General features: G+C 58.8%; 11 protein-coding genes. 5 read left to right on the plus strand and 6 right to left on the minus strand.

Going from position 1 to position 15,499, the window contains the following annotated elements:
- Positions 1-2: 2 nt before the first annotated feature.
- Complete coding sequence (locus Q0D41_RS04320) at positions 3-404, plus strand: cytochrome c3 family protein (protein WP_294375722.1); 402 nt, start codon at positions 3-5, stop codon at positions 402-404.
- Between the two features lie 693 nt (positions 405-1,097).
- Positions 1,098-2,804 (plus strand): FAD-dependent oxidoreductase, encoded by a 1,707-nt coding sequence (locus tag Q0D41_RS04325; protein WP_294375726.1) that lies wholly within the window; start codon positions 1,098-1,100, stop codon positions 2,802-2,804.
- 59 nt (positions 2,805-2,863) lie between these two features.
- Here the strand turns inward: Q0D41_RS04325 and Q0D41_RS04330 are convergent, their stop codons facing one another.
- The gene (locus tag Q0D41_RS04330) at positions 2,864-4,393 is read right to left on the minus strand and encodes a helix-turn-helix transcriptional regulator (RefSeq protein WP_294375728.1); all 1,530 of its coding nucleotides are present in this window, start codon (positions 4,391-4,393) and stop codon (positions 2,864-2,866) included.
- A gap of 197 nt (positions 4,394-4,590) precedes the next feature.
- On the opposite strand from Q0D41_RS04330, the gene Q0D41_RS10060 reads away from it, so the two are divergent.
- The 3 genes from Q0D41_RS10060 to Q0D41_RS04340 all read left to right on the plus strand — a co-directional run bounded on the left by Q0D41_RS10060 (position 4,591) and on the right by Q0D41_RS04340 (position 9,414).
- Positions 4,591-5,007, plus strand: coding sequence for a transposase (locus tag Q0D41_RS10060; protein WP_367113807.1), 417 nt, complete (start codon positions 4,591-4,593; stop codon positions 5,005-5,007).
- A gap of 538 nt (positions 5,008-5,545) precedes the next feature.
- Positions 5,546-6,751 carry a response regulator transcription factor gene (locus Q0D41_RS04335; protein WP_294375731.1) on the plus strand — a complete coding sequence of 402 codons (1,206 nt, stop codon included), beginning with the start codon at positions 5,546-5,548 and terminating at the stop codon, positions 6,749-6,751.
- Between the two features lie 173 nt (positions 6,752-6,924).
- Positions 6,925-9,414, plus strand: coding sequence for an FAD-binding protein (locus tag Q0D41_RS04340; RefSeq protein WP_294375734.1), 2,490 nt, complete (start codon positions 6,925-6,927; stop codon positions 9,412-9,414).
- 389 nt (positions 9,415-9,803) lie between these two features.
- Here the strand turns inward: Q0D41_RS04340 and Q0D41_RS04345 are convergent, their stop codons facing one another.
- The 5 genes from Q0D41_RS04345 to Q0D41_RS04365 all read right to left on the minus strand — a co-directional run bounded on the left by Q0D41_RS04345 (position 9,804) and on the right by Q0D41_RS04365 (position 14,854).
- Entirely contained in the window at positions 9,804-10,499 is a 696-nt protein-coding gene (locus Q0D41_RS04345) for a nitroreductase family protein (RefSeq protein ID WP_294375736.1), read from the minus strand.
- 235 nt (positions 10,500-10,734) lie between these two features.
- A complete protein-coding gene (locus Q0D41_RS04350; protein WP_294375738.1) occupies positions 10,735-11,103 on the minus strand; it encodes an arsenate reductase family protein in 369 nt (122 codons plus the stop codon).
- A 39-nt stretch (positions 11,104-11,142) separates the two neighbouring features.
- Entirely contained in the window at positions 11,143-11,643 is a 501-nt protein-coding gene (ruvC, locus tag Q0D41_RS04355) for a crossover junction endodeoxyribonuclease RuvC (RefSeq protein WP_294375740.1), read from the minus strand.
- Positions 11,644-11,919: 276 nt separating this feature from the next.
- Positions 11,920-12,759 carry a MerR family transcriptional regulator gene (locus Q0D41_RS04360; protein WP_294375742.1) on the minus strand — a complete coding sequence of 280 codons (840 nt, stop codon included), beginning with the start codon at positions 12,757-12,759 and terminating at the stop codon, positions 11,920-11,922.
- A gap of 388 nt (positions 12,760-13,147) precedes the next feature.
- A complete protein-coding gene (locus tag Q0D41_RS04365; RefSeq protein ID WP_294375744.1) occupies positions 13,148-14,854 on the minus strand; it encodes a hypothetical protein in 1,707 nt (568 codons plus the stop codon).
- Positions 14,855-15,499: the final 645 nt, after the last annotated feature.

Below are 15,499 nucleotides of genomic sequence, written 5' to 3' on the forward strand. Positions count from 1 at the left end.
AGATGAAATTGAAGAAGCATGTTGCCAACGCTGGAGTGATCTGCTGCACTATTGCGCTTTGTGCCGCGGTAGCTGCCTGTTCGCCAGCCACCGATGGTGCAAATCCAAACACCGCTGAGGATACTGCTGTATCTGAGATCGTAAACGCATCGCCGACCGATCCCTATGTGTCCGACGAGGTGTGCTTGAGCTGCCATGGTGGTACCTATGAAGCTGTGGCGCAGCTGACCGACGCCTATGGCGATTCTAACCCCCATGCGGGCGCTCATGGAAATGGTACGATGTCGTGCGGCACCTGTCATACTGATGGTAGCAGCAAGCCCCTTGACGAGAACAACTACTGCTTGAATTGCCATAATTGGCCACGTGAGGAACAGGCCTATATCAAGTACATGGATCTGTAGGTAAAAGCAGTAGAAAGCTAGCAGGTCTTCGGTGGAAAGGGAGCCTCGGTTCTGGGGTTCCCTTGTTATGCAATAGAGCCGCGAAAAAAAGGGTCGCCAATCGGCGAGCGCCTCTGCCTCCGCCTCCCTTGGAGATGCCGTTTTATTCGGGGCTGGCTGACGTGGCGCCGCGCAACCTTCGCTATACTATGCGGGTTGCAGTCAGTTGCAGAAGGGCAAGCGAGTGCGCGTGCGCGCGAAAGAATGCAATAATCAAAATGTTGTAACTTCTATGAAGCTGTAGAACATGAGCTACGTTGTTCGGGTAGATCTGCCTTCTGCAAATGGGCGAGAACGAGACATGCTGCAACGCCCAAGAAAGCCGTAACGGAAAGGGCAAGCATAACCGGCACGAATCTCACCCACACAAACTATCGAAGAGCCCTTTTTTGCGTTTTTTGCTCTTCGAGAATGGGAGGAGGGGTAGCGAGGCATTGCTTCTCAGCAAGGCGCCAAGCCGTCGAACGTGCACAAGCTCGTACAATAGGATACGCCCCCGTCGTTCCGTTCAGTTGTCGCACCCACCTTCTTGTCCATCCTCATTTTATGTGAACGGTCATCAGGCATTTCTCCTCGTTTGTTGTGAAGACGAAACCCTCTTCGACGCCCATACTTCGCACTGTTTGGCAACCACCGTCTTCACAAGGAGGAGAAATGACGGACATGAACCGAAGGAGCTTCCTGAAGGGTAGCGCTCTGGCAGCAGCCGGGGCAACCTTCATGGGGCTGGCAGCATGCGCTCCCGCAGGCAGCGGGCAGAACGCCCCGAAAGCCGACGCCGTCGACAGCACGGAGACGCTCCCCGCCGACTTGCGCGCAGAGGACTTCAAGTACAGCGTGGTGGAGCGGCAATCCATTACCGAGTTCTCCGAGGAAGCCACCTACGATATCGTAGTCGTCGGCGCCGGATGCGCAGGCGTTCCCGCCGTGCTGACCGCCGTCGAAGAGGGCGCTACGGTGGCCTGCCTGCAGAAGGAACCCACCGTAGCCGCCAACGGCAACGGCGTGTCCTTCGTGGTGAAGGACAAGTCGAACTTGGCAGGCATCCGACGCTGGAGGTCCGATTGGTCGCGGCTCAACGACTGGCGAGTGAACAACGAGCTGTTCGACTATTACGTGGAATACGCCGAGGAGGCCGTGCCCTGGGTCATCGCCCGCGGTATCGAGGAGGGTATCGATCCCGTCGCCTTCGCCACCTCGTCGTCCATCGCCTATGACGACGGTGGCCTGGTCGCCGTTTGCGACGCCACTCAGGCGTCCAACCAGGATCTCATGGTCGCCCTGGCCAAGCGAGCCGAAGCCCAAGGTGCCGACTTCTACTATTCCACCCCCTGCGTCCAGCTGGTCCAGGAGGCGGACGGAACGGTGACCGGCGCCATCGGCAAGCGCGAGGACGGCAGTTACATCAAGCTGAACGCCACCAAGGGCGTCATCCTGGCAGCCGGCGACTACATGAATAACGACTCCATGGTCGACCGCAATCTCAACGATGCCACCATGTTTCCCTTCGTGCTGGAAAACCACACGGGCGATGGCCACATCCTGGGCATCCTGGCAGGCGGTCGCATGGCTCCCCTCGGCCATGCCCGCCAGATCCACACCAACTATATCGGTCCCTTTATGTTTTTCCCGTTCCTGGCCTTGGATTTCGAGGGAAACCGGTTCTGCAACGAGACTATCCCCATGTCGAGCCTCAACATCGCCATGGCGCAGACCTACAAGCCGGAAGGCCGAGGCATCCACTACCGCCTCTTCGACTCCAAAACGGATACGTTCTACCCCAGCAGCCTGGGCATCCCGCCGGTATTCCTGGCGGGCCAGGGTTCAGCCTGGATGGATCCGGAAATCGTCGTTTCGGGCAACACGCTAGAGGAGCTGTGCGAGACAGCAGGCATTCCCGTGGAAACCGGCGTTGCGGCCATCGAGCGCTACAACGAGATGTGCGCCCAGGGCCGCGACGACGACTTCGGCGTGCCAGGCGACCATCTGGTGGCCATGGACACGCCGCCCTTCTACTGCATCAAGGGAGACGTGGGCATGTCGGGCATCAACGCTGGCGTCATGGTGGACGGCTTCTACCGAGTCGTCGACAACGACAAGGCACCCATTCCCGGCCTGTACGCTGCAGGAATCCAGGCAGGAAACCCCTGCGGCGGCATCAACTGGAACATGCCCGGAGGCTTCTCCAACGCCAGCATGTTCACATCGGGACGCTACACCGTTCTCCACGCCCTTACGGGAGACGCGATGAAGCCAAGCAAGACGGAGTCCTTCGACAACCTGGCCGACCGCTTCGTCGGCGAGGACGGCGGATACGCATGGGACAGCCCCGCATGCGCCACAGCCATCACCGTGTGGTAGCAACCGTCCGATAGCGAGCGGCCGACCCGCAAACGCAGACTCGACCAGGCCCCGCCGCATCAACCCCTCCGATGCGACGGGGCCTCCCCTTTCCCTTCCTCGTTCACGAGGTCGATGAGCTCTTGGCGCGAGTGAATGCCCAGCTTCGCATACAGCCCTTTGGCGTAGGTGCGCACGCTGTTGATGGACACCTGCATGAGCTCGGCGATGCGCCTCTGCGTATGGCCTTCGGACAGAAGCGCCATGACCTGCGACTCCCGGGCGGTAAGGTCGTGCGCCGCGGCCAACCTCCCGAACACGGCCGGCGAATCGGCAGGAACCGACTCCTGGCCGCAGGGCTGAGCGGGCGCAACCGATGGGCGCTCGGAGCCATGACAGCTGCGCACGCTTGCCCACCGCACCATGCCAATCGTGATGGCAAAGGCCGTGAGCAACACGATTCCGCGAGCCAGAAACGCCGCATCATCCGAGGAGAAATTGGCGAACCCCACGGCCTCAGCCATGAAGGCCACAAGGAAAATGCCCGGAAGAACCATCGTCGCCACAGCCCAGCGGGCGTCTATCCCCCGGTCGCGCGACCACCAGACAGACGCCAGCCACAGCAGGACCATCGCCAAAGGCCGACTAGGCAGGACGACCTCCACGCATGCTGCGGCAAGCGCCGGATAGAACAAGGCGGCGCAGTAAAGCGAGGCGATGCACAGCAGCAGGAAAGCAGTCCACGGAACAGGGTCGCCGCCGCGACGTCGCAGCAGCACGCAAAGGGCCACTCCGCCGAACAGCACGAACCCGATGGCGCAGTGAATCCACCCATCAAAGGTCCACACCCCGTTGACCGGAGCCCAGTGAATCCCCAGGAACACGCCGCTTCCCAGTAGATAGCCCCACAGGATAAGGAGCAGCAACCCACTGGTGCGGAAGGACGGCTTGATGTCTTCGGCGGCGGGCTGCATCCCCTCCTCCGCGCTGCGGGACCCCTCCCCTTCGCGCTCGATCGGGAAGAGAAGCGCCACCACCCCCGAAGCCATGAGCATCAGGAAATTGGAGTCGGTCTGCACAAGGCCCAAAGCCGACCCGACGGCAGGAAGGGCGATCCCCACAAGAAAAGAAAGCAGCAGGGATCCGGCAACCAGCATCGCAAGCCGGTTGTACAGGTACGTTTGCGCCGCAGAAGCCAAGCGAAGGGAAAGCGAGAACGCGTAAAAGCCCATGGCCAGCGGATACAGCCAGAAGAACACTGAAGGCGCAGGCTGATCGGACAGCCTGAAAGCCAGAAGAGCGCCCACCACGGCAGCTAGAAGCACCAGAGACACAGCGACGGTATAGCGTCGCCCGGCCGCAACGAGCAAAGCGGAACGCCGTTCTCCGCGTCCGGACTGCGCAAGCGCCACCACAGCCCCTAGGACGAACACGAACGCGACAACACCGGTCTGGGCGCAAGTAGCAAGAGCCGCAGGAGCTTCGGGGAACAGTTCCGGAGGAAACACGAACAGGACGAACAGCGACCAGTAAAGGGTTAGGGACATGGCAAACGCAAGCGGTCTTTTGCGCTCCGCAAACCACGACCCTCTCGATTCGTCCTGACCCATGCGCCTTGCTTTCGAATTCCCCTTCGGGACCGCCGCGCGATCCCCCATGACGCAATGCATTGTAAACCATAACGGCGCCAACGGCTTCGGCCTTCGCCCATACAGCAAACAGCTAGGTAGATGCCACCCCGATCGTCGAGCCAAAACCGGACACTTTGTTTCGGCGCCCCGGGGAAACGCAAACGAGGTGTCCAGTTTTGGCCCGGAACCTCCCTGCAGCCCGCGTTCCGCGCTACGACAAGCGGCTCAAGGTCGCGGCCGCCCGGGTGGTGCCGAGCGGGGAGATGAGAGCCGTCGACCTCGCAAAGGAGCTCGGGGCCAAGGATTCCGCGCTCAGACGCTGGGCCCAGGAATACGGGGAGATGGGCGATGCCGCCTTTCCCGGCAACGGAAGCCCCAAGGCCAACAAGGACTGCGAGATCGCGAGGCCCAGGAAGAAGGCCGGGGAGCTCGAGCGCGAGAACGGGCTGCTAAAAAATTTCCGGGCCTTCTTGGGTCAAGGCCATGCGCGAGGTGCGGGCTCGTCAAGGCGCATAGGGGCGAATTCGGCCCCGTCATGCGGGCCGGCATTAACATTGTCGGCACGCGGGGCCTTCGGACGAAGATTTAGTTGACAAAATCGGAGGATCCCCAGAGGGACGCCCAGGAAACTGACGTCCATTCGCACCACGAGCCAAGAAAACCCCTGAAGGATCCCGAGTTGAGCCAAGAATTCTTCTTTTCTGTCTTGCCGTCCGCCATACCAAGGCGTTATTGCTTACACTAATCGAGGAATTGGCTCCGTCCTGGTTGTGGCCTCTTGGCACGAGCCGAAAGCGAAAACTCCACTCTTGATTTTGTTGGGTTTGTTACAATCAGCAACCAGAAACAGGAGGCGACAAAGATAAATTGGGGCTCGTTACGCAAAAAGTGCGACCGCTGATGGGGTTACTTCAATGGGAGCTGCTTGGATACGGCCTGTATCGTGCTTGGATTCTAGAACACATGGCCTTCGCCCGGAGCTTCCAGGCACAGTCCGCTGTCTCATCGGATGCTCTTGCCAATCTTCCGCTATGGACGCTGTATTTAGCCATCTCCGCATCAGCGGCAACCTTCTTCTTTCTGCAAAAAGCATGCCGAACCCGGCTTCTCGAAGAATTGGTACCCGACTGCATGGCTGCGTGCGGGCTAATCGGCTCGTCTTGCGTTGCATTCGCCGCAGTGTCGGGAAATAACGAGGTTTTGCTGGCGGGCTTCGCTCTTGCGGGTCTTTCGGGCGGTTTTTTCGAAGTGAAGTGGTCGCTTTATTTCCTTCGATTGGCAAAAGACGCCGTCTACTGCAATTTCTTGTTGGCAATCCTGCTTACTTCGGTCTGCGGAATCTTTACAAGTGCGATTCTCCCGCCCGAAGCGTTCTTCGCAACGGCGCTCAGCCTGTTCGTCGGCATGGCCTTCCTCGAGCGCATGGCGAAAGAACGCAACCGAAAGCTGGGGCATGACGATGGATGGACGCATATCGGCGCGCTTTCTCCCGAGGCCGATTCCTCAATGGGCAAGAAAGGTCGAAACGCACGAAAGGTATTTCGCCGAATCGTATTCGCGAGTGCGCTCTACTGCGTTGTCCATGTCAGTGCCATTACGTTGTGCGCAGCGTCTGCACCGAATGACCACTTCATAAGGCATCTGGCCAATTTCGCCGCAGTGGGCATCTTGCTCGCTCTTTTCCTCGCGAAAGGCACGCTAGCGTCCATCGAACTCTCGAAGTTCGTGTTACCCCTGACTGCGGCGGGACTGTTCCTACTTCTTATAGACGCTCGCTATCTCGGCGATGCGGCCCATTTCTTGCTTTGCTTCAGCAACAAACTGTTTGAAATCCTGATTTGGGTCCTCGTCATTGACTTCATCGGTGCCCTCTCGGTGTCTGCGGCAGCCGCTTTCGGCGGAATCGTGGCTGCGCGTAATATCGGCTCTTTCATTGGGTCGCTTCTGTCTCTTTCGGTTTTATCAATGGTCGGTCCCGATGCTTCGAATTGGACGGGGTTTGTTTCCGCGCTCACGATGCTCTCCATCGTCACGTTGCTATGGATGCTCTCGGAAAAGACATTTTTCGACCCGCTCTACAGAGTCAATGCATCTCAGGTCGTTCAAACAAACGAGAGCACCGCGGATTCCTCAATCAAAGCATTGCTCAACCTCGCTCGTGAGCGAAAACTCACTTCTCGCGAAATCGATGTGCTCCTGCTTTTGGTCAGGGGGAAGAATCGCGCAACAATCGCTGAGGAGCTCTGCATTTCACAAAACACCGTGCATACGCATATCATGCACGTTTACCAAAAGCTCGGTGTGCACGACCAGCAGGAACTCATCAAGATGATTTAGAAGCGCCCGTTTGGCAAAACGCCTGATCACGTATCTCGACCAATTTGGGTTAGATACGATTTCGCCTCACCCGGTTGAATACGTCGGCAATAAGACCCATTAGCATCCTCTTTGACGGTTAGGCCTTTGCGCATCGAATTTGACGGTGTGCAAGCGAATCAAGGAGGGTCAAAATGAGCAAATCGTCAGAAGGTGTATCGCGTCGCAGTTTCCTGAAGGGAGCATCCATCGGCATCATTGGCGCCGGTGCGCTAGCGAACGGAGCCGCATCGCTGGTCGGCTGCGCTTCCGGCTCCCAAAGCACCGAGGCGAAAGGCAAGGGTAAAGCGTCTGCAACGGCAAAAGGCTACGGCGGAGAAGTGACCGTCGATCTTGTCGCCGACCCCAAAGAGGGAACCGTAACCGAGGTGAGCATTTCCGGTGATTTGGAAACGCCGCAAAAGGGTGGGCGCGCAATCCCCTTGCTTGAACAGGCAATGCTGGAGTCCGGAAGCGTGTTCGTGGACGGCATCTCCGGCGCGACAACCACCTCTTCGGCTGTCCTTGCGGCTGCCAGCGCAGCCTACGGCGCTGCCATGAAGGGCGATGGACTAAAAGTCCAGAAAATGAAGCCGGGCAGCTACACTGCAACGGCCAAGAGCGGCTACTGGAGGATTAAGGACCTTCCCGTGACCGTCACCGTCAATGAGGACGCCATCCTGAAAATCGAGACCCCAGAAGACCGCTTCGAGCACGGCGATACCGAGGTCATCCTGCAGTGCGCGAAGGAGAAGTTCATCCCGCGCATCATCGAGAACCAGTCCCTAAACGTGGACGTGGTCTCTGGCGCGACGCAAAGCTGCGCCGGCATCCGCGCTGCCGCGCGCGCTGCGCTGAGGCAGGCGTTCGAGGCCAATGAAGTCGACCCGAGCGCCGTGGGCAAGTTCGACCAGAAGGTGGACCTTGCGGTGAAATCCGACGCCCCTGCCGAAGAGCTCGAGGCGGACGTGTTGGTCGTGGGTCTGGGCACCGGCGGGTGCATCGCCACGCTGAACGCCTGCGAGAAGCTTCAGGAACGCAACGGGAAGAAGCTCGTCAGCCTGATCGCCATAGACCGCGCGGGCAAAATCGGCGGCAAGTCGGCTTTGACGCACGAGACCCTCGCCGTCAACCCGCCTGAGTACATGAAAACCCACAACAACGGCCAGGAATACATCGACAAAGAAGACTTCCGCTCGCGCTGGACGCAGTTCTGCACGACCGACGGGCAGATGCTCGGGAAGCAGGAGTGCATCGACGTCATGGTCGACCAGTCGGGAGAAACCGTGGACTGGATGTATGCGCACGGTTGGCGTTTCGGCACGGTCAGCAAGGGCGCCGGAACCGCATTGTCCGGCGGCCTGACAGGCTTCAACTCAGTATGCACGAGCAGGGCGGACGCCGGCAGCTACGAAGACCGTCGCAAGCTTGTTGGGAAATACCAGCGCCAACTCATCGACCAAGCGGTCGCCCAGGGCGCGAAGCTCATGCTCGAGACCGAGGGCTACGAAATCATAGTCGAAGGCGACAAAGTGACGGGAGCCAAGGCCCGCAACGTCATTACCGGCCAAGAGTACGTCATCAAGGCGAAATCGGTCATCATGAACACGGGCGGCTTCTCGACGAACACCGCAATGATGAACGCCCTGCTTGACGAGCCATACCACGGACTTTACAAGACCGTCGGAACAGGCATGGACACGGGGCTCATGGTGCAGGCGGCGCTCGACGCCGGTGCGGGAACGTTCAACATGGGCATGCCTCCAATCACGATGCACTGCGGAACCGACCACTGGATCGAGAGGTATCCCTTCAACGAGTTTGACGACCATCTGCAGAGCCGCACCGGCAGGAAAGAGGTATGGTCGCTGAACAACGTGCCGCTTGGCTGCGCCTACAACAAGATGGCCATCTCCGTCAACTTGGAAGGAAAGCGTTTCATGGACGAGGCGAGCTACATCGCCTTCTCGCAGAGCGTCGACGAGGATTCCTTCCCGCATTGGCGCGGCGGCGCGAAGTACTACTCAATCGTTTCTGACGAGATTCTTTCGAAGCTCGCGGCCGAGGGGTTCGCGACCACGACCTGGGACGGGTATAACAACCAGGGCACCCTTCCCAAAGAGACGCCGGTTCCCGAGGTCTACGAGGCGATGGACTTCGCCGTCGAAGACGGGGTCGCATTCAAGGCGGATTCCGTCGAGGAGCTGGCGGGCATGATAGGCATCGACGCCGCCGCTCTGAAAGCGACCGTAGACGCCTACAACAAAGGTGCCGAGACGGGGTCCGACGCGGAATTCGGCAAAGCCCCCGAGTTCCTGCAGAAGCTTGGCAGTGCGCCGTTCTACGCGATCGAGCTGCACAACGCCACATTCGGCACATGCGGCGGCCTCGATGTGGACGCATCGATGCGCGTCCTGAAGGATGACCACACCACGCCCATCGACGGACTCTACGCCATCGGTAACGACAGCCTCGGCGTCATCCACAACCCGAACCGTCACTACTGCGGCTTCGGCGGCGTCGCTCAAGGCTGGCTGTGGACCGGCGGCCGCATAGCGGGCGAGCACGCTGCGAACTACGTGGCGGATACCTTCGGGTGCGCTGAAGTGAGCGTCGCCCTGAGCGAGCTCCCGTCCACGTTCTAGGCCCTCTTCTCGGGCGGCGCAAAGAACCCTCCCAGCTTCTGCGCCGCCCACAATGGACTGAGTCGAAAAGCAAGTCGCCTATCTTCGATCTCCGCGTTTCCGCTCGTTCTCGACGTCTTCCACCAAGTCGTCAATCTTCCCGCCCCAGTACTCCGCCTACATTTTGACGCTGGCGCAGATGTAGCCGATACGCGCCTCCATGAGGACGGCCATCGCCTTGACGGTCTTTTCGCCCGCCTGTTCGGCGGTAACCACTATGATTGCCTCTTCGCTAAAACGAGTTGTCGGGCCATTCCCACTCAATTGTCTCACGATCACAATCGGCAATAACCAAGCCCCACGGCACCTTGAAGCAGGCCCGTCTTTTCAAAAGAGGTGCCCGCTGCTTCCTACATATCACGTTCCCAATGCCAATCGGTGCCAGACTCGTTCGCGGCAATTTCGAAGTTGCGTCTCACGATACCCTGGTCAATCGCGTTGAGCCCGCTTTGCGGCGCCTCGATGCGAACGGTTTTCCCGTCGGAGAGTAGCGTGATCTTGAAGTTCTGGTTGTTCATCGCCGTAGGCGCCAGCTGCGCGGCTTCCATGGCCGCCGCAAACCACGCCGGCGCCTTCGCGCATTCGACGGAAGAAAGCGCCTCGGCGCTCTTCGTCTTCCGTGAAAAGCCTTGCGTTTTCCCGTGGCCCACCGCAATAATCAGGCGAATTTTCTTCCCCGGCGCCACAACGGCGTGCGATTTCTTGCGCGAGCACAGCGCGCACCAGCACGTATTGAGCCCCATATCTTGCGCAGCAAGCACGATTTTCTGGCCCCAATAGCCAATGGCCTCGTCGGCGGCCACGCCGCGCGCCTTGGCGTCATCAACCACGAATGCGACATGCGTGCGGCACCCGCGAATCAAACCGAAACGCGCAATCACGTTGAAAACCTCGGGGTTGTCGCCCACAAGTTGAATATCAAGGCCGCTTTCGCGCGCGCACTCCTCCACCACGGCACCAAGCGCGTCGAACTCGACCCGCGCAAGAGGCTTTCCGTCATATTCGCGCACGGAATGGCGCTCTCGAATCGTCTCAACAGTAATCATGCACCTGCTCCCTTTCGCCGCGCCGTTTCGTTGAGCCCATTCTACGCAACTATGCACAGGGAAGCGTCCCGTTCGATTATTTCATCGAAATCGATTTCGTGTGACACGCGCGAACGCATTCGCCACAACGCGCGAGCGTTTCACGACGCAGGTCAGCAAGCCTGCCATTCGGAAACACTCAATCAAACCGCCGGACGTCACCAACCTGAAACGATACTCTTGCCAAACCAGGCGTCTAGCGATCGAGCCCGAGCGCCTCGGCCCACGTCTCTTCCTTAAAACCGGGGATCACGAAATCGTCACCCACGAACAGCGGACGCTTCACGAGCATGCCATCGGTCGCGAGCACATCGAAACACTCGGCGTCGGTCATGCCGGCGTCGAGCTTCGCCTTAATGCCAAGCTCGCGATACTTCATGCCGGACGTGTTGAAGAGGCGTCGCAGCGGCAACCCCGAACGCGCATGCCATTCGGCAAGCTCGGTCGCCGTGGGGTTTTCGGTCGTGATGTCGCGATCGACATATTCCACGCCATGCTCATCAAGCCATTTTTTGGCTTTTTTGCAGGTGGAACATTTCGGATATTCCAAAAACAGAACACTCATAAACGGCCCTTTCTCGAGCTCAAACAAATACGCCGCAACCTACGTACGCTGGGCGCGCGGCCCATGGGTCACATAGCAAATCGCAGCAGCGAGCGCGTCGGCAGCATGGTCGGGATGGGGCACGTCGTCCAAGCCCAAAATCTGCTTCACCATGTACTGGACCTGGTCTTTTTCGGCGGTGCCCTCGCCCACTACCGCGAGCTTGATCTGGCGCGGCGTGAATTCGCCAACCATAAGCCCGCCCTGCGCGCACGCCACGAGCGCCGCACCACGAGCCTGCCCCGTGGAAAACGCCGCCGTGATGTTTTGCCCGAACCACACGGTTTCGATGCCAACGCACGTGGGCTTGAAGCGGTCGACCACGGCCCCTATTTGCTGTGCGATTTTCAGTAGGCGCTGCGAAAGCTCCATCGATGCAGGCGTTGACACGCAGCCGTACGCGAGGCATCGAAGCCGCGACCCGTTCTGCTCGACGATGCCCCAGCCAGTATTGGCCAGGCCGGGGTCGATGCCCAATATGATTCGATGGTCGCCTCGCACGCCCGCCCTTTCGTTTTCCGAATAATGCCTTGGATTCTAACGCAGTTGCCGCCGATGAAGCCCTTCCATCGGCGGCTTTCTTTTCTTTATGCTATTTAGCTATGCTGCTATCTCGCTATCTCGATAGCTTACTATTCAACCTAACGATTAAGCATTTCATCTGCGATAACGCATAAACAAGCACTTAATCTCCCTTACGGTTCGCCCTCTTCGGAACACGAGATTCACCGCCCGGCTACGCGCTCAACTATGCAGCAATGCCCCAAGCGCCGGCAATCAGCCAACGAACGCCTGCGCCTCGAGCACGAACGTATGAGGCGTCGAAGCGGGCTCCCACTGGTCTGCGAGCAACACGGGGCCACTCGCGGCGTCAATTTTGTCCAATCCGAGCTGAAAGCATTCGGAAAAATCCGCCGAACGCACGCGATCGCACGAATATCGGCCAGCGGGAAGGCGCACGAGCGTCATGCCCTTCTCCAGCGCAACGCGCGCTGCGACCTCGGCATCGAAGGGATAGCTCGGCAGCATCTCCACCTGCACGTATGCGGCAAGCCCATCTTCTTCCCCCAACGAAACACCCAAGAAAGGCTCGCCCAAGCCGCGCGCAACCCCTTCCGTATACAGGGGGACAAGCCGCATGCTCGGCGCGGCTTCGTATATCGCGCTCGTCACTCGAGCGTAGCGGCGCATATCAAAATCACCGCCAAGCGGCGCGCACAGCACAAGACGCTCGCCGAATTCGCGCTCATAGCGCTTCTTCGATTGGAATCGTTGCGACTCGGCGATCTCGTCGGCATACCGATCAAGCTGCAGAAGTTGCGCCTCGGCACGGCGGATGCGCTCCCTCGCCAGCGCGCGCCCCTTCTCGATAAGCTCGCTTTGCCCGTAGCCCAAATCTGCGGTCGAGGCGATTTCTTTCAGCGGAACGCCCAGCTCAATAAACGTTATCACCATGTCTAAATCGGAAATCTGATTGATGGAGTAATACCGATATCCCGATTCCGCATTCACATAAGCAGGCTTAAGCGCGCCGACGCGCTCGTAATAGCGAAGCGATTTCACCGAAACGCCGCGTAGTTTCGCGAATTCGCCAATCGAGAGCAGCTCTTCTTTCATGCATCTCCCATCCATCGCAAGGACGCGCCGTCCGACTCTCCCATTGTGGGATAGTTTAAGATGCGGGCCTTCGATTTTTCAAGATGCGAAATCGAGCCTTTAAATCGGGCCTTTGCATGCTGCCCCACCTCGCGTGCAACGCGATACTCGGAGGCATCGAGTCCACGAGCATGCACGTCTCCACCCCACCCCACGACCCGCGTGAAGGCACATCGCGCCACACACTCGTATGGACGAGAAACCGAGCACTGGCGCACGTGGCCCTTGTTGGACAGCCACCACGAAATGGACGGCCGCCACGAAAGCCCGGGCATCGCGTGCCATCACAAGAAGCGTCAGCGCGCATGCTCGCATCGTATGCGTCACAGGCCCCTACACCCCTGAAGCCTTACATCCCAAGCGCGTTCGCAAGTCGAATCGAGAACGCCGCTACCTGGCCTTTTTCGAGATAATTGGGCAATCCCGCCTCTCGAAGCGCCTGGCAATACGTCGTTTCGGGCGCAAGCTCGCTCAAACGCAGATACGTACCAACGGCCGAGGCATAGTCGCTGCGCGATTCCGCAAGCAAATCGAGCGCGGCAAGCGCAGAAGTGCCGTACGCGGCGTAGTAAAACGGCGAGGTGAACAGGTGCGACATCGAAAGCCATTCATTCTCGTCCGCCGGCCACGAGTACTTCTCGTACACCTCAGTCCAAATGGCATCGACCTTATCGACCGTCAAATCGGGCTCGCAATAGACGCGCGTCTCCGCTTCGTTTATGGCAAACCCCTCGCGTACCGCAACTAGCTTGTCGAACAGCACGTATTCTCGAAGCGCATCGCCATACCCAGGGCAAAGCACGTCGTAATGGTCGTAGCACAGAAGTTCCAGGCCCTGCGACATCATTTCCTGCACATCGACAACGGTATTGGGCATAAACGCATTCGCGCGCACCCGATACATGTGATTGAAATGGCCGAACTCGTGCACGATCGCCGCGCAATCCGCCACTTCGGAATCGGGATTCACGAAAATGCAGCCATCGTTATACGCCGCCATTTCCGCAGTGTAGCTGTTGCGAATCTTAGCCTCCGACGCCGATATGTCATACAGGCCGTTGTCGACAAGGTGGTCAAACGCCTCCTCAAGCGCAGGCGAAACGCACGCCACGCAGGCCCGCGCGTTCGCCATAAGCGGCTCTTCGCTTTCGTCGAGAGCATCGAAAGCACCATCAATATCGTCGCCCATAACGTTGGCCACATAGCTCTGATACACCGGCACGAATTCGCTCGCTACCTCATCTTGCGCCGCTTCAATTTCGGCCATCGTGTAATCGCGCCCATATTCCGTAGCGAACACGTACTCGACGTAGTTCTCGTATCCCAGGCTTCGCGCCCAGGCATTGTTTGCATTGACGAGCTCCACATAGAGACGCTTGAGCTCGGCGTCGCTCGCATCTTGCGCCACGAGCGCGCTATATTGACCCGCCAGATCGTCGCGCTTCGCTCGCAACGTAGCGCTTTCTGAAGACGCCGCGCTCGAATTGCCCAGGACGCTCGAGAACCCCTCGCCAATATGAGCCCTGAAAGTCTCGCCGTGCTTCGATTCCAACGCATCCATGAATGCATGCGCACACTCTTGATAATGGATGTCATACGCCGCCTGCTTTGCCGCATACGCGCTTGCGGCAGTCTCGTCAAAGCCGGCGCACGCTTGGTCGAAATTCGCAAGCGCGCGATCGCTCGACAGGTCGGCGAAAAGGCGCTCAAGTTCGTCGTAGGCGCCCAAAAGAGCCAACGCGTCGTCGCCCTCTATCGCCGCCCGGAATTCTTGAAGTGCCGCGTTGTATGCCGCCTCGTCAAACGAATCACGCGAACGGTCGGACAAGGTCACATTCCAATGCTCGACCTCATTTCCGTATTCGAATTCGACGGGTGCCGAGGAACCCTTCCCCGTTGCGGTGCCGCCTGCTTCGCCCTCGCCGTTACCGCCAGCGCTGCACGCAGAAATCGCCGGCACGCAGAGCGCCAGGATTAGTACGCCCGCGAACCAGGAGCGCTTGGGCGCGGAGCGAAACCAAGCTGCCGCTTTGCCTTTGAGGATTGCAGAATACATTGCAGGCACCTCCCTAAACGAAACCTCACACGCAGCCATCTTCATCGTAAGAGGAAGCGATGAGGGCGGGAATCGCCTTACGGCCAATTGAGGACGCCCGCTCGCGGACACGCGTCTGATTTTGGGTTATGCAATTTCTCGCGCGCAAACACGCAGGGTCTTCTTGCTTGCTAATGCATTAGCGAGATATTCTACTATCATACTATCCGACTACTTTGCTATCTCGCTATTCTGCTAGCTTACTACTCTGCAGTTATTACAGGCTTATTGCCGAATTGGCGGGCGCGTTGTTGGCGTAGAAGCTTGAGGGAATACGAAGGTATGCAAAAGGCGAGAACGTGCGGGGGTATCCCATTGGTTGCTTCTCATTGGTTTCGCCCCATAAGCCGCATTCCGTTGATTGCATTCCATAGGTTACGTTCCTCCGGTTCACTCCAAAGGCTCACTCCAAAGGCTCATCCCGAACGGCGCATCTCATCGTTTCAAGGGTTGCATTTCATGAAGCGTACAAGCTCCCGCATAGTGACATCATGCCCATCCATGGAAAGCCTCAAACCTGGCCACCGACACCCAAGAAATCCACCTTTCACGCCGCACTCGAGCAAACATATGCTCATAGAGGGCGGGTCAATAACCTTCGCTTTT

It is taken from the genome of uncultured Slackia sp. (assembly GCF_934630525.1).
Lineage (GTDB): Bacteria > Actinomycetota > Coriobacteriia > Coriobacteriales > Eggerthellaceae > Slackia.